Consider the following 24,201-nt stretch of genomic DNA (forward strand, 5'->3'; position numbering starts at 1 on the left):
GATTCGGGCGGCCGACGATCAGGAGCGTACTTCGAGCAGCGGGACCAGCTGCTCCGCGGGGGTCATCGAACCGTGGTTGCCGAGCATCGACGACTCCTTCGGCTCCCGCTGCGAGGCGATGAGCAGGACGTCGTCGCGGGCCGCCGCGACCACGTCGCCGATACGGGCGTACACCCGCTCCTCGATCCCGTCGGGCGGCCCGAACCAGCCCGCCGCGATCGCCTCGTCCCGGGACGCCACCCAGAACTGCTCACCGAGCACCTCGCGCCAGCAGGTCAGGACGTCCGACGCGGCGCCCGGGACGGCGTACACATGCCGGGCGCGGCCCTCGCCGCCGAGCAGGGCGACCCCGGCGCGCAGCTCCCAGTCCTCGTCGAAGTCGATGCGGTGCGGCTCGCCGAAGGGGATGTCGATCATGCCGTGGTCGGCGGTGACATACAGGGCCGTGCGGGACGGCAGTTGCTCGGCCAGGCGCTGGACCAGGCGGTCCACGTACATGAGTTGTCCGCGCCAGGGATCCGAGTCGACGCCGAAGCGGTGGCCCTTGCCGTCCACCTCGGAGTAATACGTGTAGACCAAGGAGCGGTCCCCGGCGGCCAGTTGCTCGGCCGCGAGGTCCATGCGGTCCTCGCCGGAGAGGCGCCCGTGGAACGTTCCGCCGCTCAGCGCGACCTTCGTCAGGGGTGTGTTCTGAAAGGTCGGCGAGGAGACCTGTGCGGTGTGCACGCCCGCCGCGTCGGCCAGCTGGAAGACCGTGGGGTGCGGCTGCCAGACGTTCGGCGGTGTCCAGGGGTTCCAGCGGAGCTGGTTCATCAGCTCACCGGTCGCCGGATTGCGCACGGTGTAGCCGGGCAGGCCGTGGACGCCCGGCGGCAGCCCCGTACCGACCGTGGCGAGCGAGGTGGCGGTGGTCGCGGGGTAGGCGGCGGTGATCGGGCGGCCGGTGCCGCCGCGGGAGCTGCCCAGGAGGGAGCTCATGAAAGGGGCCTCTTCGGGGTGCGCCTTCAGCTGCTCCCAGCCGAGGCCGTCGATCAGGAAGACGCAGTTCCGGTCGGCCGGGGTCAGGTCCGTGAGCGTGGCGTTCTGATTCGGTACGCCCATGCCCGCGGCGAGCGTGGGCAGCAGCTCGGCGAGCGAACCGGAGCCGTACTCCGGCACGGGTGCGGACTCGACGGTCAATGGTTCCGGATGGTCCCAGACAGGCTGCGCCATCAGCGAGTGACGTCCGCGGTCGCCTCGGAGAGCGACTGGGCGAAGGCGAGCGTCTGGCGCACGGCGTCCGGGCCGTCGCCGGCCTCGCTGACGCGCAGGCTCAGGTCGTCCGCCGTCGAGCTGCCCGTATAGCCGTGGTCCGCTTCGCAGTTGGGGTCGCCGCAGGCGGCCGGCTCCAGGTCGAGGCGGGAGACCGCGCCCCAGCCGATGGTGAGGACGACCTCGCGGGGCAGTGTCCCGGGCACATACTTCTCCGGGTTGGCGACGACCCGGCTGAGGACGACCGACGAGATCCGGCCAAGCTTCACGGACTCGGTGGACGTCGTCGCGTACGGCGTCGGTGACGTACTGTCCGCGGCCTGCTCGTCGGTGTGGCTCACGATGAAGCGGTTGTCGGTGAGGACGAGCACCGTCACATGCCGACGCACCTCATTGGCGTCGAACGTCGTCTCCTGGTGGACCAGAAACGACCGGATGGCCTCGCCGCCGACAGCGGCCTCCACCGCCTCGGCCACGAGGGCCGGGTAGTAGCCGCTGCGCTCGATCGCCGATCGCAGCCCCTGGGTCGATGTACTGGTCTTGGCCATGCCGCCCATCCTACGGGGGCGCACTGACTGCGAGGCACCGCTCAGTACACAGGAAGCGTGCGCGGACCGAGGTCGTCTCGGGCGGGCGGGGGCGCGAGCCGCACGGAGGCACCGAGCGCGGTCAGCCCGCGCGGGGCGACGACCACGGGCTCCAGGGTGACGGAGACGACCTCCGGGTGGTCGTCCACAAGGCGCGACAGGCGCAACAGCAGTTCCTCCAGCGCTGCCGTGTCCGCCGGTGCCGAGCCCCGCCAGCCGAAGAGGAGCGGCGCCGTCCGGATCGACCGGACCAGGGAGGCCGCATCCCGGTCGGTGACCGGAATCAGCCTGTGCGCGGTGTCTCCGAGCAGCTCCGAGGCGGCTCCGGCGAGCCCGAACGAGAGCACCGCTCCGGCTGCCGGGTCGATCACCGCGCGGACGACGGTGTCGACGCCGCGGGGCGCCATGCTCTGCACCACCGGGCGCAGCTCGGCGGGCTTCCCGAAGAGCTCGGTCAATTCGGCGTACGCCCGCCGCAGTTGCTCCTCGTCCGCCAGATCCAGTCGTACGCCGCCCAGGTCGGCGCGGTGCCTCAGGTGCGGGGCCGTGGCCTTCAGCGCCACGGGGTAGCCGGAGCGCTCCGCCGCCAGGGCGGCCTCGTCGGGCGTCGGCGCGGGCAGGGCACGGCGTACGTCTATGCCGTACCGGCCGAGCAGCGCGCAGGTGTCGTCGGGGCCGAGCGTGAGCCCGGCCGGGTCGCCCTTCGCCAGCAGAGCGTCGATCTGCTCGGCGGCCCCCTTCTCGTCGATGTCCTCGAACTCGGGCACCCGACCGGGCTCGGCGACGTCCCGGCGCCACTGCCCGTACCTGACGGCTTCGGCGAGGGCGCGGACGGCGCGTTCGGCCGCGGGGTAGGCGGGGATGAGACGGGATTCGTCCGCGGGGGCCTGCGCCGTAGGGCGTTCGGCGGGCGGGGGTACCTGGGGCTCGACGGCGTGGGGCGCGGTGCTGGTGGCGGCGGAGAGGGCTTCGGCGAGCCCGCCGAGTTCCACGTGGACCACGAGGACCGGCTTGGCCGGGGACGCCGCCGCGGCCGAACGGAGCGCCTCGGCGAGGGCGGCGTCGGCAGGCGATGTCTCACCGACCGCCGGTATGGCGGTGACCACGACGGCGTCACAGGCGTCATCGGCCAGTGCGTGTGAGAGCGCCGCGTGGAAATCGTCCGCGGATGCCGCCGTGGTCAGATCCAGCGGCGGCAACGGCCGCAGTCCCTCGGCGAGACAGGCGTCGTAGGTCAGCAGCCCGAGCGACTCGGAGTTCCCGAGGATCGCCACACGGGGCCCGGCGGGCAGCGGCTGGCGTGCCAGCAGCAACCCGGCGTCGACGAGCTCGGTGATCGTGTCCACCCGGATGACCCCGGCCTGCCTCAGCAGCGCGGAGACGGTCGCGTGCGGCAGCCGCGTGGCCCGTACGGCATGTCCCGGAGGTGCGGCCCCGCCGTGCCGCGCGCCCTGGACGACGACGAGCGGCTTGGCCGCGGCGGTGCGCCGCGCGAGGCGTGTGAACTTCCGTGGGTTGCCGATGGATTCGAGGTACATGAGCGCGACATCGGTGTCTGGGTCGTCGTACCAGTACTGCAGTACGTCGTTGCCGGACACGTCCGCGCGGTTGCCCGAGGAGATGAACGTCGAGACCCCGGTCACGCCCGTGACGCCGCCGCCGCGCCGCTGCAGCCGGGACAGCAGCGCGATCCCGATGGCACCGGACTGCGCGAACAGACCGATGCGTCCGGCCCGTGGCATCTCGGGCGCGAGCGAGGCGTTGAGCCGTACATCCGGTGCGGTGTTGATGATCCCGAAGGCGTTGGGTCCGATGATGCGCATGCCGTACGCGCGCGCGTGGCGCACGAGTTCACGCTGGCGCTCCCGCCCTTCGGGGCCGCTCTCGGCGTACCCCGCGGAGATCACGACGAGCCCCTGCACGCCATGCTCACCGCAGTCGGCGACGGCCTGAGGGACGTGCTCGGCCGGAACGGCGACCACGGCGAGATCGACGGGGTCGGGGATGTCGTGGATCGAGCGGTACGCCGCGACCCCGCCGAGTTCCTTCTCCTGCGGGGCCTTGTTCACCGCGTACAGACGTCCGCCGAACCCGGCGTCGCGGAGGTTGTCGAGGACGCTGCGTCCCACCCCCCCGGGCGCGCGGCCCGCCCCGATGACGGCGACCGAACCGGGCGCGAGGAGCCGCGCCACGGACCGACCCTCGGCCCGCTGCTCTCTGGCCCACTGCACCGCGCGTGAGCGGTCGGTGGGCTCCAGGTCGAACTCCAGGCGTACGACGCCGTCTTCGAAGCTGCGCTTCTGCTGGTAGCCGGCGTCCGTGAACACCTTGATCATCTTGTTGTTGGCGGGCAGCACCTCGGCGGCGAACCGGCGGATGCCGCGCTCGCGGGCCACCGCGGCGATGTGCTCCAGCAGCGCGGAGGCCACGCCGCGGCCCTGATGGGCGTCCTGCACGAGGAAGGCGACCTCGGCCTCGTCGGCCGGAGCGGAGGCCGACAGCCCCTCGGCGTCGATGCGGTCGTAGCGTACGGTGGCGATGAACTCGCCGCCGACCGTGGCCGCGAGTCCCACCCGGTCCACAAAGTCGTGGTGCGTGAAGCGGTGGACATCCTTGGCGGACAGGCGTGGGTACGGCGCGAAGAAGCGGTAGTACTTCGACTCGTCGGACACCTGCTCGTAGAAGCTGACCAGGCGGTCGGCGTCGTCGGCCGTGATCGGCCGGATGCGCGCGGTGCCGCCGTCGCGCAGCACGACGTCGGCCTCCCAGTGGGCGGGATACTCGTGCCGGTCCGACGAGGTCTGCATGGGCCCCAGAGTACGGCTCGTGTCCGACAATGGCGCGAGGCGGCCTGGGAGCCCGACTCGGGCCCCCGCACGGGCTCGTGGTCTCCGACGGGCTCGGCGCCCGCTCGGGGGCGCTTCACGGTATGGAATAGTGGTCTAGACAACCTGAGAACACCTGAAGGGCAGCATCACATGGCTGAGCGCCGCGTCAACGTCGGCTGGGCCGAGGGCCTCCACGCCCGCCCCGCCTCCATCTTCGTCCGCGCGGCCACGGCCGCCGGCGTCCCCGTGACGATCGCCAAGGCGGACGGCAACCCCGTCAACGCCGCGTCCATGCTCGCGGTGCTCGGCCTGGGCGCCAAGGGCGGCGAGGAGATCGTCCTGGCCTCCGACGCCGAGGGCGCGGACGCCGCGCTCGACCGCCTGGCCAAGCTGGTCGCGGAGGGCCTTGAGGAGCTGCCCGAGACTGTTTAGTGCGCCTAAGCCGGCGCCGCTCTCGCGGACCTGGTTGATCGCCGTCGTGGTTCCTCAATTGATGGTTGCGGTAGGGGTCGCTTTGAAGGACATCTTCCGCACGCACACCTAAAGGGCTCGCCCGGAATGCCGGGCGAGCCCTTTGCAATTCCAGGTTGCGGGCAGCGGAAATAATCCCCCGCGAATTACTCCCCTTTTGTATACGGCGCCACTGTTAATGCCGCAGGCTCGTCGTGTTTACGGGATGTTGCGAAGTCCTCACGCGCTCCACGCGATCACCCCGTTCGGGGAAGCGCAGCCGGTGTGCGGCCGTCGCCCGCTCGGTGTGCAGCGCCGTGATCGCCCGGGCCCGGTCGCTGTCTCCGCGCGCGACGGCGTCCACGATGCCGCCGTGCTCCGACCAGGACTCGGCGGGGTTGGCAGGCGCCTCGACCGAGTACATCCAGGCGATCTTGTGCCGCAGCTGGGTGAGCATCGAGGTCAGCGCGGGGCTGCCGGAGGCCTGTGCGAGCGTCTCGTGGAACCAGCCGCCCAGCGAGCGCAGATCCTCGCTCTGGCCCCTCCTGGAGCGCTCCTGCCCCAGCCTGACCAGGCCTCGCAGCACCTTGAGGTGCGCCTCCGTACGCCTCTGCGCGGCGCGCGCGGCGCCCAGCGGCTCCAGGAGCATGCGCATCTCCAGCAGGTCGGCGGCCTCCTGTTCGGTGGGTTCCGCGACGCAGGCGCCCGCATGCCGGCGGGTGACGACGAAACCTTCCGCCTCCAGCGTGCGCAGCGCCTCCCGCACGGGGACCCGCGAGACGCCGTAGCGACGCGCGAGCAGTTCCTCGGTGAGCCGGCTGCCGCGTTCGTAGACACCCGCGACGATGTCGTCACGGATCGCCGTGCATACCGAGTGCGCGGGAATACGCATGACCCGACCTCCGCCTTAATCCCCGCGAAACGCGGTTGATTGACGCCAGTTCAGTGACTCTATTGCAGAGAGCCGGAAATTCCGATGGCGGACCGGAATCCGCAGCTATTTTTTGGACACATAGTGCCGCAGAACAGGCAGTCGTCCCGTCGGCATGCGCGAAGGCCCCGGCTCGGTGAGCCGGGGCCTTCGGGAGCGGTGCGCCTTCGGAAGCGGTGTGGTGAGTCCGAGTCGTCAGACATCCACGCCGTGCGAGCGGAGGTAGGCGAGGGGGTCCATGTCCGAGCCGTACTCCTGGGACGTACGCGCCTCGAAGTGGAGGTGTGCTCCGGTGACGTTGCCGGTCGCCCCGGAGAGGCCTATCTGCTGGCCCGGGGTGACGCTCTGGCCGACGGAGACGGAGAGGGACGACATGTGGGCGTACTGCGTGTACGTGCCGTCGTTCATCTTGATGACGACCTGGTTGCCGTACGAGCCCTCGAAGCCGGCCTCGACGACGGTGCCGGCGCCCACGGCACGGACGGTGGTACCGCTGGCGGCGTGGAAGTCGATGCCGGTGTGGCTGCCGGAGGACCAGACGGAGCCGCCGGCCTTGTAGCCGGTGGAGACGTACGAGTCGCTGATCGGCGAGACGTAGGCGTTGAGCAGGCGCTTGCGCTCGGCCTCGCGGGCGGCGCGCTCCTTGGCCTCGCGCTCCGCCTTGGCCTTCGCCTCGGCCCGGGCCTTCTCCTCGGCGGCGCGCTTCTGCGCGGCTTCCTCGGCAGCCTTGCGGGCGGCGGCCTCCTCGGCGGCCTGCTGCTGGGCGTGGGCCTGGGCGTCGATCTGGTCGGCGACCGAGTCGCCCATGGTGACGGCCTGCGTCAGCCCTGTCTGCTTGACCGAGGACGGGCCGGCGAACGCCGGGGCGGCCAGGGTGCCGATGACACCGGTGGTGGCGAGCGTCGCGACGCCCACGGCCCTTGAGGAGGACGTGCGCTTCGTACGGCTCGGGCGACGGTGCTTCCCGGTGGCGCGGGTGAACGCCATGAAGTGGCTGGTCCTTTCCTTCCTTCTCGCCTACCGGGTTAGCTGACGGGTTCGGAGCAGGAAGGTCTCCTACGGGCTCCCTCCAGGAGGGTGCCCGATTCACCCCAGGGACTGCGATGGGTCCCCGGCTCCCCTGGCTCGCGCCGTACGGGGACTCGGCGATGACTGTCCGGTGCCGCGGGTGCGGCGCAGTGCCTGACGAACAGCCGGACCGACGCTAAGCGGGCCATCTCTCAAACAACAAACGGATGACGGTTTTTGTAGCGCACGCCACAGCGCAGACACACAACCTCCATATCAACTCCCAACCAAACCAATCAATATGGACAAAGAGGGACCCTGAAGGCTCATCAGCCTCCAGGGTCCCCAGGATGTGCAGCGGCTCTACTCGGCCGCGACCACGCTCACTTCACCGATTCCGAGGGCCTTGACGGGCTCCTCGATCTGGGCGGCGTCCCCGACGAGGACGGTCACCAGACGGTCCACCGGGAAGGCGCTCACGGCAGCCGCGGTGGCCTCCACGGTGCCCGTCGCGGCGAGTTGGCGGTACAGCGTCGCCTGGAAGTCGTCCGACAGGTACTGCTCGACCTGATCGGCGAGCGTGCCGGCGACGGCGGCCGCGGTCTCGTACTTGAGCGGCGCCACGCCCACCAGGTTCTGTACGGCGATGTCACGCTCGGCGTCCGTCAGGCCCTCGGCCGCGAGCGTGCGCAGCACCTTCCAGAGGTCGTCGAGCGCCGGGCCGGTGTTCGGCGTGTCGATGGAGCCACTGATGGCGAGCATCGCGGCGCCGGTGCCGTCCGGGGCGGAGCGCAGTACCTGGCCGAACGCCCGCACACCGTAGGTGTAGCCCTTTTCCTCGCGCAGGACGCGGTCAAGGCGTGAGGTGAGGGTGCCGCCCAGGCAGTACGTGCCGAGCACCTGGGCGGGCCACACACGGTCGTGCCGGTCGGCTCCGACGCGGCCGATGAGCAGCTGTGTCTGGACGGCTCCGGGGCGGTCGACGATGACCACGCGGCCGGTGTCGTCGGCGGTCACCGGAGGCACCGGACGGGCCTCGGCCGGCGAGCCGGTCCAGGCGCCGAGCGTGTCGCCGAGCAGCGCGTCGAGGTCGACACCGGTGAGGTCGCCGACGACGACCGCGGTGGCCGTCGCGGGGCGTACGTGCTTCTCGTAGAAGGCGCGTACCGCCGCCGAGTCGATGGCCGCGACCGTCTCCTCGGTGCCCTGGCGCGGGCGCGACATGCGCGAGGTCGCCGGGAAGAGCTCCTTGGAGAGCTCCTTGGCGGCGCGGCGGGCCGGGTTGGCGGTCTCGTGCGGGATCTCGTCGAGCCGGTTGCGGACCAGCCGTTCGACCTCGTTGTCCTCGAAGGCGGGCGCCCTGAGGGCGTCGGCGAGCAGGCCGAGCGCCTTCGGGAGCCGCGACACCGGGACTTCGAGGCTCAGTCGTACGCCCGGGTGGTCGGCGTGCGAGTCCAGCGTGGCGCCGCAGCGCTCCAGTTCGGCGGCGAACTCCTCGGCGGAGTGCTTGTCGGTGCCTTCGGAGAACGCGCGCGCCATGATCGTGGCGACACCGTCCAGGCCCTTCGGCTCGGCCTCCAGCGGTGCGTTCAGGAGGACTTCGACGGCGACGACCTGCTGGCCGGGGCGGTGGCAGCGCAGCACCGTCAGGCCGTTGCCGAGCGCACCGCGCTCGGGCGCCGGGAAGGCCCAGGGCCTGGCCTCGCCTGCCTGGGGCTGGGGGTGGAAGTCCATGGTCACGGTGGCCTCGGTCACTGGGCGCTCTCCTCGTCGGTGGCGGTCTCCTCGTCGGTGGTGATCGGCTCGTACACGAGCACCGCGCGGTTGTCGGGGCGCAGCCGAGACTTGGCGGCCTCCTGGACCTCCTCCGCCGTGACGTCGAGCACGCGCTGTACGGCGGTCAGGGCGAGCTGCGGGTCGCCGAACAGGACGGCGTACCGGCACAGTTCGTCGGCGCGGCCGGCGACCGTACCGAGCCGGTCCAGCCACTCGCGCTCCAACTGGGCCTGTGCGCGCTCCATCTCCTCGGCCGTGGGGCCCTCCTCGGCGAACCGGGCGAGCTCCTCGTCGACGGCCGCCTCGATGACGGGAACCTCGACATCGCCGGAGGTCTTCACATCGAGCCAGCCCAGGGAGGGCGCTCCGGCCAGGCGCAGCAGACCGAAACCGGCCGCCACAGCCGTACGGTCCCGGCGTACGAGCCGGTTGTAGAGACGGGAGGACTCGCCGCCGCCGAGGACGGTCAGGGCGAGGTCGGCCGCGTCGCACGCGCGCGTGCCGTCCTCCGGGAGCCGGTAGGCGGCCATCAGCGCGCGCGCCGGGACCTCCTCCTCGACGACCTCGCGCAGCTGCTCGCCGATGGTGTCGGGCAGGGAGCCGTCGCGCGGGGCGGGCTTGCCGTCGTGCCCCGGGATGGAGCCGAAGTACTTTTCGACCCAGGCCAGCGTCGACTCCGGGTCGATGTCGCCGACGATCGACAGGACGGCGTTGTTGGGCGCGTAGTAGGTGCGGAAGAACGCGCGCGCGTCCTCCAGGGTGGCCGCGTCCAGGTCGGCCATCGACCCGATCGGGGTGTGGTGGTAGGGGTGGCCCTCCGGGTACGCGAGGGCGGTCAGCTTCTCGAAGGCGGTGCCGTAGGGGACGTTGTCGTAGCGCTGGCGGCGCTCGTTCTTGACGACGTCGCGCTGGTTCTCCATCGACTCGTCGTCGAGCGCGGTGAGCAGCGAGCCCATGCGGTCGGCCTCCAGCCAGAGGGCGAGCTCCAGCTGGTGCGTGGGCATGGTCTCGAAGTAGTTGGTGCGCTCGAAGCTGGTGGTGCCGTTGAGCGAACCTCCCGCGCCCTGCACCAGCTCGAAGTGCCCGTTGCCCTTCACCTGGGCCGAGCCCTGGAACATCAGGTGCTCGAAGAGGTGGGCAAGGCCGGTACGGCCCTTGACCTCGTGGCGCGAGCCGACGTCGTACCAGAGGCACACCGCCGCGACCGGGGTCAGATGATCTTCGGAGAGCACCACGCGCAGGCCGTTGGCCAGGCGGTGCTCGGTCGCTGTCAGCCCGCCGGAGCCGGCCTCGACGGTGGCCGTGTGACCCATGGGCATGTACGTCCCTTCGATCGCGGAAAACTACTGAATTCCTGCTAGTCATGCCACTGTATGCAAGCGCGCCGACAGCTGGCGAAGTTCCCGGGACGGCTACGCCGAGAGCGAGCGGGCCGGTGCTCGCCCGGACCCCTGTGCATGGGGCGTGGTCCGGGTTGTCAGTGGCGCGGTCCACAATGGAGCTCGTCAGAACCCGTTCATGCCCCGGCAGACACTGTGAAGGAGTCGCAGCAGCGATGGCCCGCCGCAGCACGAAGACCCCGCCGCCCGACGACTTCGAGGAGCGCATCCTCGACATCGACGTCGTCGACGAGATGCAGGGCTCCTTCCTCGAGTACGCGTACTCGGTGATCTATTCCAGGGCCCTGCCGGACGCCCGTGACGGCCTCAAGCCCGTGCACCGCCGCATCGTCTACCAGATGAACGAGATGGGGCTGCGCCCCGACCGCGGCTATGTGAAGTGCGCCCGCGTCGTCGGCGAGGTCATGGGTAAGTTGCACCCCCACGGCGACGCGTCGATCTACGACGCCCTGGTGCGCCTGGCCCAGCCCTTCTCGATGCGCCTGCCCCTGGTCGACGGCCACGGCAACTTCGGCTCGCTGGGCAACGACGACCCGCCGGCCGCCATGCGCTACACCGAGTGCCGGATGGCCGACGCGACCTCCCTGATGACGGAGTCGATCGACGAGAACACGGTCGACTTCGCGCCGAACTACGACGGCCAGGAGCAGGAGCCGGGCGTCCTCCCGGCCGCGTATCCGAACCTGCTGGTGAACGGCGCGTCGGGCATCGCGGTCGGTATGGCCACGAACATGGCGCCGCACAACCTCGGCGAGGTGATCGCCGCCGCCCGGCATCTGATCCGCTACCCGGGCGCCGATCTCGAGACGCTGATGAGGCACGTCCCGGGTCCCGACCTGCCCACGGGCGGGCGGATCGTCGGCCTCTCCGGGATCAGGGACGCGTACGAATCGGGCCGCGGCAGCTTCAAGATCCGCGCGACGGTCTCCGTGGAGCACGTGACGGCACGCAGGAAGGGCATCGTCGTCACGGAGCTGCCCTTCACCGTGGGCCCGGAGAAGGTGATCGCCAAGATCAAGGACCTGGTCGGCGCCAAGAAGCTGCTGGGCATCGCCGACGTCAAGGACCTCACCGACCGCTCGCACGGCCTGCGCCTGGTCATCGAGATCAAGAACGGCTTCGTGCCGGAGGCCGTCCTGGAGCAGCTCTACAAGCTGACGCCCATGGAGGAGTCCTTCGGCATCAACAACGTCGCGCTGGTGGACGGCCAGCCCCTCACGCTGGGCCTCAAGGAACTCCTGGAGGTCTACCTCGACCACCGCTTCGAGGTGGTGCGGCGGAGGTCGGAGTTCCGCCGCGGCAAGAAGCGGGACCGGCTGCATCTGGTCGAGGGCCTGCTGGTCGCCCTTCTGGACATCGACGAGGTCATCCGCCTCATCCGCTCCAGCGACAACTCCGCGCAGGCCAAGGAGCGCCTGATCGAGCACTTCTCGCTGAGTGAGGTCCAGACGCAGTACATCCTGGACACCCCGCTGCGCCGGCTCACCAGGTTCGACCGCATCGAGCTGGAGTCGGAGCGCGACCGGCTCAACGGCGAGATCGAGGAGCTGACCCGCATCCTGGAGTCGGACGCCGAACTGCGCAAGCTGGTCTCGGGCGAACTGGCCGCGGTGGCCAAGAAGTTCGGCACCCCGCGGCGTACGGTGCTGCTTGAGTCCTCCGGTGCCACCGCGGCGGCCGTGCCACTGCAGGTGGCCGACGATCCGTGCCGGGTACTGCTGTCGTCGACGGGACTTCTCGCGCGTACGGCGAACGGTGACCCCTTCGGGGAGAGTGACGGCAAGCGCACCAAGCACGATCTGATCGTCTCGGCCGTCCCGGCGACGGCCCAGGGCGAGGTGGGCGCGGTCACCTCGGCCGGACGGCTGCTGCGCATCAACGTCATCGACCTTCCGCAGCTGCCCGAGACGACCGCGGCGCCCAACCTCGCCGGAGGAGCGCCGATTTCGGAGTTCCTCACCCTGGAGGGTGACGAGGAGGTCGTCTGCCTGACCACGCTCGACGAGTCCTCGCCGGGTCTGGCACTCGGCACACAGCAGGGTGTCGTCAAGCGTGTGGTGCCCGACTACCCGTCCAACAAGGAGGAGTTGGAGGTCATCACGCTCAAGGAGGGCGACCGGATCGTCGGCGCGGCCGAGTTGCGCACGGGCGAGGAGGACCTCGTCTTCATCACCGATGACGCCCAGCTGCTGCGCTACCAGGCCTCCCAGGTCCGCCCGCAGGGCCGGCCCGCGGGCGGCGTGGCGGGCATCAAACTCACCGAAGGGGCCAAGGTGATCTCCTTCACGGCCATCGACCCGGCCGCGGACGCGGTGGTCTTCACGGTGGCGGGCTCGCGCGGCACGCTCGACGACTCGGTCCAGACGACCGCGAAGCTGACGCCCTTCGACCAGTACCCGCGCAAGGGCCGCGCCACGGGCGGTGTGCGCTGCCAGCGATTCCTGAAGGGCGAGGACTGCCTCAGCCTGGCCTGGGCCGGCCCCACTCCGGCCCGGGCCGCGCAGAAGAACGGCACGCCGGCCGAACTGCCGGAGACGGACCCGCGCCGCGACGGCTCGGGGGTCTCGCTGCCCAAAACGGTGTCGGTGGTGGCGGGACCGGTGTGATCAGGCCTCGGGGCCCGGTTCCACGGGCTCCGAGCTCAGTTCCTGTACGACGTCCGGGTCCTCGCCGTCAGGGTCCTGTACGTAGCGGAGTACGCCCCACATGCTGTGCTCGTCGGCGTGCGGGGCGTACTCCTTGCACGCCTCCAACTCCTTGCCGAGAGCGGGGGCGTCGATGCCGGAGCCGATGAGGACGAGCTGGGTGAGGCGCTCGTCATCGGTCCCCCAGGGCTCCGGGTAGAACCGCAGGAACCGGCCCACGGCATGCACGGCGTACCGGTTGCGGGTGTCGGCCGCGCCGAAATCGACGTACCCCTTGATGCGATAGAGGCCCTCCGGCCTGCTGTCGAAGAAGTCCATCAACCGGCGTGGGCCGAGGGGCACTTCGGAGGTGAAGGCGAGGGATTCGTAGGCGGAGTGCAGGTGTCCGGCGTGATGGCGCCCGTGCTCGTGACCGTCTTCGTGGCCCTGCTCGTCACCGTGCTCGTGGTCGTCCTCATGAAGGTCGTCGAAGGACAGCTGCCCGATCCGCTCCGTGGACGGCTTACAGTCGAAGAGGAGTTCCGGGTCGATCCGCCCGTACGTGGCGGGGGCGACTGCGGCGCGGTCGGTCAGCGTCCGGACGAGTCGAAGTACCCGCTCGGGGTCCTCGGCCCGGTCCGCCTTGTTGACGACGACGAGATCGGCGAGGCCGAGGTGCCGGTCGATCTCGGGATGCTTCTGTCGCGTGTCGTCGAACTCGGCGGCGTCGACGACCTCCACGAGCCCGCCGTAGACGACACGAGGGTTCTCACTGGCGAGAAGCATCCGCACGAGCTCCTGCGGCTCGGCGAGGCCGCTCGCCTCGATGACGATGACGTCGATACCGGCGGAGGGCTGGGCGAGCCGTTCCAGGTAGACGTCGAGTTCGCCGGCGTCGACCGCGCAGCACAGGCACCCGTTCCCGAGGGAGACGGTCGAGTCCCCGAGCGCCCCGGCAACCGCCATCGCGTCGATCTCGATCGCCCCGAAGTCATTGACGACGGCCCCGATACGGCTGCCTCCACTACTGTGCAGGAGATGGTTGAGCAGCGTGGTCTTGCCGGAGCCGAGGAAGCCCGCGAGGACGACGACCGGGATCTGCTGGGGGCTCGCAGGACTCAACGCGCGACCTCTCTCACACCGATGCGTGCACCGGCTCGTGGACCGGCTCTCGTTACGAGGATTGAATGCCGACTCAGGATACGAGCGGTGGAAACCCCCGTGAAGTGAACGATTGTTAGCGGCGTTCAGGGGGCACACGTTGGACATGGCGCCAGGAACGCGCCCCGCGCTTCCCCCTGTGCGCCCTCTTAGCCGCCTCCCAGCCGATCAGAGCCGCTCGGCACCCTGGAAGACGGCAAGCGCGCCGCCCACCCGCTCGCCGGTCAGTTCCCTGTCGACCCGCACCCGACGACCGGCGGACGGTTGCCTGATTCGGGGGTTGACATGGCCACACAGAGTGCGTTGAAGGGGTGGCTCTCCGCCGCCCGGGGGAGGCTCGCGTCCGCGGCCGGGATGGCCATGGAGGTAGGGACGCGGCACCGCAGGCGTGCCGCACTCACCGAACAGCACCGACTGCATTTCGACCTGCTCTGCAAGGCCATGGTCGATCCCACCCTCGCCGCGGTCCTCAACACGTACGAGGTCGACATCGCTCCCGAGAAGCAGCGGCAGTACCTCTTCGCGAACGCGCTCTACATCAACGCTCTGTACTTCCACCGGATCGGCGCCCTGACTCGGCGAGAGCTCCACGGACACTTCCGCATCATGTGCCAGAACAGAATCTTCCGGGAGTACTGGGCGGCGACCCAGCACCACCGGGAGAGCCTGCCCGACTCGTCCGAAGAGGCCGAACTGGGCCAGATGATGGACGACTTGATGCAGGAGCAGGCCGATTCCGACACCGACGAATGGTGGGTCGTGGGGGCACCGCCCGAAGAATCCCTTTGATCCCATGCGTCGCGGATTGCCCCACAGGCTGGAACACAGGGGCGCCCCGGAGCCACCGGTCCCTCCCCGGAGTCCGCCGAACACTTCTCGGCACAGGTCGCGGAAAACCAGGCATGCCCGGCCGGGCATACGAAAGGCCCGGCATTGCGTCGATGCCGGGCCGAAAGCGTCCCAACCGTGTGCGCAGGATTCCCGACCTCAGGCGTCCGGGATGTCCGCCTTCGCGCGTACGAGAGTCTCGCGTGTGATCACCACGATCCGCTCATAATCGGCCCGTGCGGCGTCGGGCGGAAGCTCGCTGTCGAGCGCAGCTGTGGCTTCGGTCCCGATGACGGCGAAACGGCCGTCACTGAGTTCGAAGATATCGGGACATGACTGACCGGTGGCGCTGCCTCGCTCGCGTGGTGTAGCCCCGACGCGTCGCACGATCTTCACGGATAGGTACCAGCCTTACTCGGAGTGGTGGACGTTCTCCGAACAGGGGTGGTCGCCGGAGGTATGGACCTCCGGTGTATGGGTGTGCGCCGGAGTATGCCCACAGAGTGGGTAGGTCACACATTATGTCGGCATCCTGTTGCTGGTGCGACTTGAAACAGCGTTGAGGCAGGTGAATTTTACCTGAGCCGCTTGACGGTGTGCGGTGTTTAGGTGATATGTGGCTTCGCGGGGATGTTGGTGGCCTGCGATGCGCAGGTGGCATCCGTAAGCCAAAAGGGAGCCGTACTGGGACAGTACTCGGCCAGCGAGGAGCGGCCTTTCACCGAGCAGCCCAGAAGCCCAGCCGGCTGGGCTGTTCGACCAGGCCCTCACTGGCCTGCGCCGCCGCGCGCCTTCCTCCAGACCGTGAGCCAGGCAACGTTCGGTGCGGGAACCAAAGGCCCGCGGCCACCTCAGCCACTGCAGGAACTCTGACCCCAGATGGCCCCGAAAGCCACTCCCGGTAACTCAGGTTAGGCTTACCTCCGTGAGTACGTGCACGAAGGTCTCCCGGGACTTGGACGAGCCCCTCGCGGGGACCGCCGCCACCGCGAGGACGTGGCTGCTGCTGGAACAGCCCGGACCCTGGGGCGCCAGAGCGCTGACCTCGAGTCATCTGGATCCGGACCTCGGACGCGCTCTGGAGAAGGCCATGGAGGGCACCGGCGTACGTATCGCGCTGATCCGCCGCCCGGGGCGGCACGCCGACTGCCACACGGTTGCCGAGCGCAAGGTGTACGCGGCCCACACCGTTCCTGGAAACATATGGCTGCACAGCGCCACAACGTCAGATCCCGAGCAGCTGCTCAAACTTGACTTCGCCGCACTGGGAGGAGGTGCATTCGGCACCTTCGACACGGTTCTCGACGGCCGCCCCCACACTGGCGACCCCCTCGCCCTCGTCTGCACCAACGGCAAGCGAGACCGCTGCTGCGCCCTCCTGGGCCGCCCCCTCGCTGCCGAGCTCGCCGCCTCCGGAGTGGACGGCGCATGGGAAGTCACCCACCTGGGAGGCCACCGCTTCTCGCCCACCCTGCTCGTGCTGCCGTTCGGCTACGCGTACGGGCGCGCGGAGGCCCACGCCGTCAAGGAGGTCCTCCAGGGCGTACGGGAAGGGCGTGTGGTCACCGAAGGATGCCGCGGAAGCTCCGCCTGGGAGCGCCCCGGCCAGGCGGCCGAGCTGGCGGTGCGTACGGCGACAGGCGAAGAGGCCGCCGACACGCTGACGGTCGTCCGCACGGACGGCACGGCACCGCGCTGGGAGGTGACCGTCGCCCACACGGACGGCCGCATCTGGCGCGTCACCGTCGCCCAAGGCGCCTCACTGCCGCCCCGCCAGGAGAGCTGTGGCTCGGCCCTCGGCTCCCCGGCCCGTATGGACGTACTGGCGGTGCGCGAGCTGACCCGTCCGGCTGTGGCGGCCCTCGTGGCCCGCTGATCACGCCCCGCTCAAGAGATCAACGCCACACCCCTACGGCGCGGCGCGTCCACCCCCGTACCGTCATAGGCATGAGTCCCACTCCCCCTGCCCGACGACTCCGCCTCGGCATGCCGAAACGGATGTTCTCGCAGGTGCTGTTGATGCAGGTGGCGATCGCCGCCGGAGTCGCCGTGCTCGCGACCGGCCTGTTCCTCGCTCCGCTCAGCGACCAGCTCGACGACCAGGCGATGCGCCGCGCCCTCGCGATCGCGCAGACCACGGCCGCGCAGCCGCAGCTCGCCGAGGAGCTGACGTCGACGCCGCCCACGGTCGGCGGGCCCGTACAGGCCGAGGCGGAGCGGATCCGGAAAGCCAGCGGGGCCGAGTACGTCGTGGTGATGAACACGGATGGCGTGCGCTGGTCGCACACCGACCCCGAACGGATCGGCGACGTCGTCTCGACCGACCCCGGGCAGGCCTTGGCCGGCCACGAGGTCATGGAGATCGACAGCGGGACGCTGGGCCGCTCGGCGCGCGGCAAGGTGCCGTTGCGCGACGCCGACGGCGACATCGTGGGAGCGGTCTCCGTCGGCATCGAGTACGACAGCGTGCGTGCCAGGCTCCTCAACGCGATCCCGGGCCTCTTCGCGTACGCGGGCGGGGCCATGGCAGTCGGCGCGCTGGCCGCGTATGTGATCTCCAGGCGAGTCCAGCGGCAGACCCGCGACCTGGCCTTCTCGGACATCGCCGCGCTCCTCGCGGAACGCGAGGCGATGCTGCACGGCATCAGGGAGGGCGTCGTCGCCCTGGATCGCGGCGGCAGGGTCCGGCTCCTCAACGACGAGGCTCAGCGCCTGCTGGGCATCGGCGACGAGGCGGTCGGGCAGCCGCTGGACGAGGCCCTCGGCGAGGGACGTACGACCGATGTGCTGGCCGGACGTGTCACCGGTACCGATCTGCTCACCGTCCGCGGTCAGCGCGTCCTGGTCGCCAACCGGATGCCCACCGACGACGGCGGCGCCGTCGCCACGCTGCGCGACCGCACCGAGCTGGAGCAGCTAGGCCGCGAACTCGACTCCACCCGCGGCCTGATCGACGCCCTGCGTGCCCAGGACCACGAGCACGCCAACCGTATGCACACGCTCCTCGGCCTGCTGGAGCTGGAGATGTACGAGGACGCCGTGGAGTTCGTCGGCGAGGTGGTGGGCGACCACAGGGCCACCGCGGAACAGGTCACGGAGAAGATCCACGACCCGCTGCTGGCCGCCCTGTTGGTCGGCAAGGCCACTGTCGCGGCGGAGCGTGGCGTGGCGCTGTGGATCTCGGACAGAACGCTGTTCCCCGACCAGCTGATCGATCCGCGGGGACTGGTCACGATCGTGGGCAACCTCGTCGACAACGCGCTCGACGCCGTCGCCGGCAAGCAGCACGCGCGCGTGGAGGTCGAATTGCGCGCGGAGGGGCGTACAACGGTGCTCAGGGTGCGGGACACCGGGCCCGGAATCCCCGCCGAACAGCGCGAGTTGGTCTTCACCGACGGATGGTCCACCAAGAAGCCTCCGGCGCACGGCAAGCGCGGAATCGGCCTCTCCCTGGTGCGGCGGCTCGCCGAGCGGCAGGGCGGCAGCGCGCGGGTCGCGGAAGCGGACGGCGGGGGCGCGGAATTCACCATCGTGCTGCCGGAGACACTGGCGGAGCCGGGACTCGCACCGCAGCCCGGGCTCGCACGAGGGCCGCGTCTCGTACCCGACTCGGGCCCGCCCCACGAAGCCGCCGTGGCCGGCTCCACGACCACCAAGGAGGAGTCGCGATGATCGAGGTACTGGTCGTGGACGACGACATCCGGGTCGCTCGGGTCAACGCCGCCTACGTGGAGAAGGTCGCGGGCTTCCATGTCGCGGGCGAGGCGCACTCCGCGGCGGAGGCGCTGCAACAGGTGGAGGCGTTGCCGCAGCTGGATCTGGTGCTCCTCGACCACTATCTGCCCGACGATACGGGCCTCGCGGTCGTCCAGGAGATGCGGCGGCGCGGCCACCAGACCGACGTGATCATGGTGACAGCGGCCCGTGACGTCTCCACGGTCCAGGCCGCGATGCGGCACGGCGCGCTCCAGTACCTGGTCAAACCGTTCGCCTTTGCCGGACTGCGAGCCAAGCTGGAGGCGTACGCGGCGCTGCGCCGGACCCTCGACGGCGGAGGCGAGGCCGAACAGGCCGAGGTCGACCGGATCTTCGGCGCCCTCTCCGCGGGCTCGGAACCGGGTCTGCCCAAAGGGCACTCCCCCACCACCGCGGAAGCCGTGCGCCGGGCGCTGCTGAGCGCCGAAGGCCCTCTGTCGGCCCAGGAGATCGCGGACCGGACAGGGCTCAGCCGGCAGACCTCCCAGCGCTATCTGAAGCTCCTGGAGCGCACCGGGAGGGCGACGCTGAGCCTCAGATACGGCGACGCGGGCCGCCCGGAGCACCGTTACGTCTGGGCGACCCGCGCCTGAGGGCACGGTCGAAGTACGGGAGTTGCAACCGCGCCCACCTCAGCACGGCTGTCAGGGGAGGCCAGCCGTGCGAGGAAACCCAAGCCCGCGGCCTGCGTCACCAACTCCGTGTCTGCGCACATGCCTTGCGACCTTAGAGGTGCCGTGTGCAAGAGCAGCAGTCTTGTGAGCGCAAGGCCTTCTTCTGCTTGCAAAAGCGTGTTGTGCTCGTTTTGCTCACGCCACAACACTGGAGCCGGAGCACGGGCACGACGCAGGCCCGGGCTCGGGAAGAGAGACCCGATGATTGATGTCCTGGTCGTGGACGACGACTTCCGTGTCGCCGAGATCAATGCCCAGTACGTGGGCAAAGTGCCCGGCTTCCGGGTCACCGCCCGCGCGCACACCGCGGCTCAGGCCCTGGCCACCGTGGCCCGCGAACCCGTCGACCTGGTGCTGCTCGACCACTACCTGCCCGACCGGACTGGGCTCGAACTCGTCCAGCGGATGCGGGAACTCGGCCACGCCAGCGACGTCATCATGATCACGGCGGCCGGCGACGTGGAGACCGTACGAGCCGCGATGCGCCTCGGCGCCCTGCACTATCTGGTCAAGCCGTTCACCTTCGCCGCGCTGCGCACCCGCCTCGACTCGTACGCCGCCCTGCACCGCACCGTCGAGCGGGTCGAGGGCCAGGGCGCGGCAGGCCAGGAGCAGGTCGACCGGATCTTCGGCGCGCTGCGTACGACACCCACGGCCTCCTCGCCCAGCCTGCCCAGCGGGCACTCGGAACCCACCCTTGACCTGATCTGCAAGGTCCTGCACGAGGCCGACCATCCGCTGTCGGCCCACGAGGTCGCCGCCGAGACCGGCCTCAGCCGCTCCACCGCCCAGCGCTATCTCCGCCACCTGGAACAGGCCGGACGGCTGCGGCTCACCCTCAAGTACGGCGACACGGGACGCCCCGAGCATCGCTACACGTGGGTGGCGCCCTGAGGGACTTGGCCGCTTGGGGTGCCCGGGCGGCCTTGCCGAAGCCCGGTGCAGTTCCCCGAGCCCCTAAAGGAAGCCGCAGGCCTTCCTTTAGGGGCGCGGGGCTGTGACATTTGCGGCTCCGCCGCGGGGCGCGACCAGCCACAACGAACCCGCAGCTTAAAACCGCCCAACCCAGCGGAGCGCTTAGGCGTCGATACGCGAACGGTCCAGTGTCGCCGCCGAGTTGGAGATGAACTCCTTTCGCGGGGCCACCTCGTTGCCCATGAGCAGGTCGAACACCTGCTCCGAAGCCTCCAGGTCGGAGATGTTGATACGGCGCAGGGTGCGGTGGCGCGGGTCCATCGTGGTCTCGGCCAGCTGGTCGGCGTCCATCTCTCCGAGGCCCTTGTAGCGCTGGATGGAGTCCTTGTACCGGATGCCCTTGCTCTGGAACTCCAGCAGCTTGTCGCGCAGTTCGCGGTCCGAGTACGTGTAGACGTACTTGTCCTGGCCCTTCTTCGGCTGGGTCAGCTCGATGCGGTGCAGCGGCGGAACCGCGGCGAAGACCCGGCCCGCCTCGACCATCGGCCGCATATAGCGCTGGAAGAGCGTGAGCAACAGGATGCGGATGTGCGCGCCGTCCACGTCGGCGTCGACGAGAAGGATGATCTTGCCGTAGCGGGCCGCGTCGATGTCGAAGGTCCGGCCGGACCCGGCTCCTATGACCTGGATGATCGCGCCGCACTCGGCGTTCTTGAGCATGTCCGAGATGGACGCCTTCTGGACGTTGAGGATCTTGCCGCGGATCGGCAGCAGTGCCTGGAACTCGGAGTTCCGGGCGAGCTTGGCGGTGCCGAGCGCGGAGTCTCCCTCGACGATGAACAGCTCGCTGCGCTCGACGTCGTCGCTACGGCAGTCGGCCAGCTTGGCGGGCAGCGACGAGGACTCCAGGGCCGTCTTCCGGCGCTGCGCGTCCTTGTGCTGACGGGCCGCGATGCGCGTACGGGCGGCGGCGACGGCCTTCTCCAGGACGGCGCGGGCCTGCCCGGCCACGTCCCGCTTCGTGGAGGTCAGGAACGCCTTGAGTTCCTGGGAGACGACGTTCGTCACGATGCGACGGGCCGCGGAGGTGCCGAGCACCTCCTTGGTCTGGCCTTCGAACTGCGGCTCGGCGAGGCGCACCGTCACCACCGCGGTGAGGCCCTCCAGGGCGTCGTCCTTGACGATGTCGTCCTCGGCGACGCGCAGCAGCTTCTTCGTGCGCAGCACTTCGTTGACCGTCTTCGTGACGGCCTGCTCGAAGCCCGCGACATGAGTGCCGCCCTTGGGCGTGGCGATGATGTTGACGAACGACTTGAGTGTCGTGTCGTAGCCGGTGCCCCAGCGCAGCGCGACATCGACGCCGAGCTCACGGGTGACCTCGGTGGGCGTCATCTGGCCGTGGTCGTCCAGGACCGGCACGGTCTCCTTGAAGGTGCCCTGGCCGGAGAGGCGGAGGACGTCGCAGACCGGCTTGTCGCTCGCCAGGTACTCGCAGAACTCGCTGATGCCTCCGTCGAAACGGAAGGACTCCTCGCCCTTGCTGCCGCCCTCGCCGAGCCCGTACTCGTCGCGGACGACGATCGTCAGTCCGGGTACCAGGAAGGCGGTCTGGCGGGCGCGCTGGTGCAGCGTGTCCAGGGAGAGCTTGGCGTCCTTGAGGAAGATCTGGCGGTCGGCCCAGTAGCGCACGCGGGTGCCGGTGCGGGTCCTGGGGATCCTCTTGAGCTTGCGCAGACCGGCCGAGGCGTCGAAGGGCGCGTCCGGGCCGACCCCCTTGAAGGCACCGGGCGTACCTCGCCGGAAGCTGACGGCGTGCGTGTGCCCACTGCGGTCCACCTCGACGTCCAGCCGGGCCGACAGGGCGTTCACCACGGAGGCACCCACACCGTGCAGGCCGCCGGAAGCCGCGTACGAGCCGCCTCCGAACTTGCCGCCGGCGTGCAGCTTGGTCATCACGACTTCGACACCGGAGAGGCCGGTCTTGGGCTCCACGTCCACGGGGATGCCGCGGCCGTTGTCCCGCACCTCCACCGAGGCGTCGTCGTGCAGGATCACCTCGATGTGGTCGCAGTACCCGCCCAGGGCCTCGTCCACGGAGTTGTCGATGATCTCCCAGAGGCAGTGGAGCAGACCGCGGGTGTCGGTCGACCCGATGTACATGCCCGGGCGCTTCCGCACGGCCTCGAGCCCCTCGAGGACGAGCAGGTGCCGCGCGGTGTAGTTGGAACCGTCCCGGTCTGCTCCGGTCAGCAGCGCTGTGGACGGCACGGACGTCTCGGCGGTCACGCGGTTCGCTCCTCGCTGAATTTCAAGTGGGGCCCTTTAGGGTAAGGACCGGCTTCGGTCGCCGGTCCGAGGGTACCGAGGCCTGGTAGAGCCGTTGTAACGCCACCCTCGTCTGAGACTCAGGGTAGTCCAGGGTCGCATGCCTGTTCGATCCCTCGATGGAGTGAAGTACATATCACGTTCCCTTCCAGGCATGAACCATTTAGGCTCCGGGCACGTCCTCATGAACAACCGGCAATCCAGCCGGGAGGACTTGACCCTGACAGACAGCGCGAACCCGTAAAGATACAAAGACACGCAATACGGCTCATTCGCCGCCAACCGGCAGCAGACAGCCGACTCGGAGAGAGATTTTTTCGAGGCAGAGCCCCGAGCGGGAACGTTTTGGGCCTGGTTGGATGTTGACCCTGGTACGACAGCTCGTCGAGCTAGAGAAGAGGCGACGTGACTACTGTTCTGACCCCCGCGAGCCCACTGACGGCCGCTGACCGCTGCGACCGTTGCGGCGCCCAGGCATATCTGCGCGTCGTTCTCCTCAGCGGTGGTGAACTGCTCTTCTGCGCCCACCATGGACGCAAGTTCGAGCCGGAACTCAAGAAGATCGCCGCTGAGATACAGGACGAGACGGAGCGGCTGACATCCGTTCCGGAAAGCGCCAATGAAGAAGAGCGCTGACACTTCGCATCCACGACGAGCCAGCTACGGCACAGGCCGGTGACCGGGCGGCTGCTCCCCGCATCGGGGGGCAGCCGCCTTAAGTCTGCCTATCGGCCTGGACATCCCAGCCGGCGACCATGCCTGTACGTCCCTGCCGTCGACCACGGCTGGACATCCTCGTCAGCGGCCCGCATCCAGCCCCCTGACAGCGCCTGAGGCCCGCGTATAGACCCCTGGGCTGTCGGCCAGTCCGCAGCCGCTTCCCCACGACACAAGGCCGATCAGCCGCCCCTGGGCGACCAGCGGACCACCGCTGTCCCCCTGGCAGGCGTCCCGGCCACCGTCCGGCTCCCCCGCGCAGAGCATGGAGTCGGCCAGATACGTCCCGTCCACACCGCCCGGATACGCCTTCTCACAGACCGCGTCGGACAGCACCCGCACCCGGGCGGCCCGCAGACCGTGTGCGAAGTCACCCTTGCCCGTCGTATCGCCCCAGCCGTAGACCACAGCGTCCGTACCGGGCCGGTAGGCCGCGTCACCGGGGTCCGCCATGCGAATCACCGAGCTCGCGGGCAGCGGCTCGGCGAGAGTGAGTACAGCGGCGTCACCGGCGTTCGTATAGCTGTCGTACGCCGGGTTGACCCGGATCTCGCGCACCGGGATCTCCCTGCCCCCATCCCCCAGCAGGTCCCCACGCCCGGAGATCACTTTCAGATCGCGGATCTTCCCCAAGGGTGCGCCCAGCGCCTCCTCTCCCAGACAGTGGGCCGCGGTCAGCACAGTCGACCGGCCGATCACCGCGCCCCCACAGAACTGCCCGGCACGCGTACCCCCGAACCGGTCGCGACTCGCCAGCGCCACCGCCCAGGGGCTCTTGGAGATCTCGACGGAATAGCCGCCGATGACGACGCTGTCGGCCGCCGCGGGTGTGGGGGATGCCAACGGGATCACGGCCGCCACGGCCACGAGAGCCAGCGCTCGCACATAAGGCCGACGCATACGCGCTCCTCACTCTGAGGTCATCATGGAAAACCCAGAGTGATTCACGCGACAGCGGCTCGCACTCCAC

At 69.7% G+C, this 24,201-nt stretch carries 19 protein-coding genes and 1 riboswitch; of the genes, 8 read left to right on the forward strand and 11 right to left on the reverse strand.

Annotated elements, in window-relative coordinates; genetic code table 11:
• Positions 1-18: 18 nt before the first annotated feature.
• From IEZ21_RS28600 to IEZ21_RS28610, 3 genes are read right to left on the reverse strand one after another with little or no spacing between them, the layout of a single operon-like run.
• Complete coding sequence (locus IEZ21_RS28600) at positions 19-1,212, reverse strand: alkaline phosphatase family protein (RefSeq protein WP_189324763.1); 1,194 nt, start codon at positions 1,210-1,212, stop codon at positions 19-21.
• Complete coding sequence (locus IEZ21_RS28605; protein WP_033318849.1) at positions 1,212-1,808, reverse strand: DUF5998 family protein; 597 nt, start codon at positions 1,806-1,808, stop codon at positions 1,212-1,214. Before IEZ21_RS28605 ends, IEZ21_RS28600 begins: the two co-directional genes overlap by 1 nt.
• A 32-nt stretch (positions 1,809-1,840) precedes the next feature.
• Complete coding sequence (locus tag IEZ21_RS28610; protein WP_189324764.1) at positions 1,841-4,645, reverse strand: bifunctional acetate--CoA ligase family protein/GNAT family N-acetyltransferase; 2,805 nt, start codon at positions 4,643-4,645, stop codon at positions 1,841-1,843.
• Between the two features lie 171 nt (positions 4,646-4,816).
• Between IEZ21_RS28610 and IEZ21_RS28615 the strand changes: the two genes are divergently transcribed.
• Complete coding sequence (locus IEZ21_RS28615) at positions 4,817-5,098, forward strand: HPr family phosphocarrier protein (protein ID WP_189324765.1); 282 nt, start codon at positions 4,817-4,819, stop codon at positions 5,096-5,098.
• A 214-nt stretch (positions 5,099-5,312) separates the two neighbouring features.
• Here IEZ21_RS28615 and IEZ21_RS28620 read toward each other — a convergent pair whose 3' ends face one another.
• The 4 genes from IEZ21_RS28620 to IEZ21_RS28635 all read right to left on the reverse strand — a co-directional run bounded on the left by IEZ21_RS28620 (position 5,313) and on the right by IEZ21_RS28635 (position 10,150).
• Positions 5,313-6,008: a GntR family transcriptional regulator gene (locus IEZ21_RS28620; protein ID WP_189324766.1), complete on the reverse strand. Its 696-nt coding sequence runs from the start codon at positions 6,006-6,008 to the stop codon at positions 5,313-5,315.
• 234 nt (positions 6,009-6,242) lie between these two features.
• On the reverse strand, positions 6,243-7,034 hold the full coding sequence (locus tag IEZ21_RS28625; RefSeq protein WP_033318853.1) for a M23 family metallopeptidase: 792 nt from the start codon (positions 7,032-7,034) through the stop codon (positions 6,243-6,245).
• Positions 7,035-7,047: 13 nt separating this feature from the next.
• Positions 7,048-7,205, reverse strand: a riboswitch (cyclic di-AMP (ydaO/yuaA leader).
• Positions 7,206-7,418: 213 nt separating this feature from the next.
• Positions 7,419-8,810, reverse strand: coding sequence for a M16 family metallopeptidase (locus IEZ21_RS28630; protein WP_189324767.1), 1,392 nt, complete (start codon positions 8,808-8,810; stop codon positions 7,419-7,421).
• A complete protein-coding gene (locus IEZ21_RS28635) occupies positions 8,807-10,150 on the reverse strand; it encodes a M16 family metallopeptidase (RefSeq protein WP_189324768.1) in 1,344 nt (447 codons plus the stop codon). Before IEZ21_RS28635 ends, IEZ21_RS28630 begins: the two co-directional genes overlap by 4 nt.
• A 236-nt stretch (positions 10,151-10,386) precedes the next feature.
• Here IEZ21_RS28635 and IEZ21_RS28640 point away from each other — a divergent pair, with 236 nt between their 5' ends.
• On the forward strand, positions 10,387-12,837 hold the full coding sequence (locus IEZ21_RS28640; protein WP_189324769.1) for a DNA gyrase/topoisomerase IV subunit A: 2,451 nt from the start codon (positions 10,387-10,389) through the stop codon (positions 12,835-12,837).
• On the opposite strand, the gene IEZ21_RS28645 is transcribed toward IEZ21_RS28640, so the two are convergent.
• The gene (locus tag IEZ21_RS28645; protein WP_246568210.1) at positions 12,838-13,977 is read right to left on the reverse strand and encodes a CobW family GTP-binding protein; all 1,140 of its coding nucleotides are present in this window, start codon (positions 13,975-13,977) and stop codon (positions 12,838-12,840) included. It abuts the gene before it with no gap.
• 324 nt (positions 13,978-14,301) lie between these two features.
• On the opposite strand from IEZ21_RS28645, the gene IEZ21_RS28650 reads away from it, so the two are divergent.
• On the forward strand, positions 14,302-14,805 hold the full coding sequence (locus tag IEZ21_RS28650; protein WP_033318857.1) for a DUF6082 family protein: 504 nt from the start codon (positions 14,302-14,304) through the stop codon (positions 14,803-14,805).
• A gap of 198 nt (positions 14,806-15,003) precedes the next feature.
• Here the strand turns inward: IEZ21_RS28650 and IEZ21_RS28655 are convergent, their stop codons facing one another.
• On the reverse strand, positions 15,004-15,240 hold the full coding sequence (locus IEZ21_RS28655; RefSeq protein ID WP_033318858.1) for a hypothetical protein: 237 nt from the start codon (positions 15,238-15,240) through the stop codon (positions 15,004-15,006).
• A gap of 529 nt (positions 15,241-15,769) precedes the next feature.
• Here IEZ21_RS28655 and IEZ21_RS28660 point away from each other — a divergent pair.
• The 4 genes from IEZ21_RS28660 to IEZ21_RS28675 all read left to right on the forward strand — a co-directional run bounded on the left by IEZ21_RS28660 (position 15,770) and on the right by IEZ21_RS28675 (position 20,168).
• Entirely contained in the window at positions 15,770-16,720 is a 951-nt protein-coding gene (locus IEZ21_RS28660; protein ID WP_189324771.1) for a ferredoxin family protein, read from the forward strand.
• Between the two features lie 71 nt (positions 16,721-16,791).
• On the forward strand, positions 16,792-18,516 hold the full coding sequence (locus tag IEZ21_RS28665; protein WP_189324772.1) for an ATP-binding protein: 1,725 nt from the start codon (positions 16,792-16,794) through the stop codon (positions 18,514-18,516).
• Positions 18,513-19,193, forward strand: coding sequence for a response regulator (locus IEZ21_RS28670; protein ID WP_189324773.1), 681 nt, complete (start codon positions 18,513-18,515; stop codon positions 19,191-19,193). Before IEZ21_RS28665 ends, IEZ21_RS28670 begins: the two co-directional genes overlap by 4 nt.
• A 282-nt stretch (positions 19,194-19,475) precedes the next feature.
• Positions 19,476-20,168, forward strand: a complete 693-nt coding sequence (locus tag IEZ21_RS28675; protein WP_189324774.1) for a response regulator — start codon at positions 19,476-19,478, stop codon at positions 20,166-20,168.
• Positions 20,169-20,351: 183 nt separating this feature from the next.
• Here the strand turns inward: IEZ21_RS28675 and IEZ21_RS28680 are convergent, their stop codons facing one another.
• Positions 20,352-22,475, reverse strand: coding sequence for a DNA gyrase/topoisomerase IV subunit B (locus IEZ21_RS28680; protein ID WP_189324775.1), 2,124 nt, complete (start codon positions 22,473-22,475; stop codon positions 20,352-20,354).
• A gap of 444 nt (positions 22,476-22,919) precedes the next feature.
• On the opposite strand from IEZ21_RS28680, the gene IEZ21_RS28685 reads away from it, so the two are divergent.
• Positions 22,920-23,150 carry a DUF7455 domain-containing protein gene (locus tag IEZ21_RS28685; protein ID WP_033318863.1) on the forward strand — a complete coding sequence of 77 codons (231 nt, stop codon included), beginning with the start codon at positions 22,920-22,922 and terminating at the stop codon, positions 23,148-23,150.
• A gap of 162 nt (positions 23,151-23,312) precedes the next feature.
• On the opposite strand, the gene IEZ21_RS28690 is transcribed toward IEZ21_RS28685, so the two are convergent.
• Positions 23,313-24,131: a serine protease gene (locus IEZ21_RS28690; RefSeq protein ID WP_189324776.1), complete on the reverse strand. Its 819-nt coding sequence runs from the start codon at positions 24,129-24,131 to the stop codon at positions 23,313-23,315.
• Positions 24,132-24,201: the final 70 nt, after the last annotated feature.

Origin of the sequence: Streptomyces flaveus (assembly GCF_014647675.1) — a bacterium.
Taxonomy (GTDB): Bacteria; Actinomycetota; Actinomycetes; order Streptomycetales; family Streptomycetaceae; genus Streptomyces; species Streptomyces flaveus.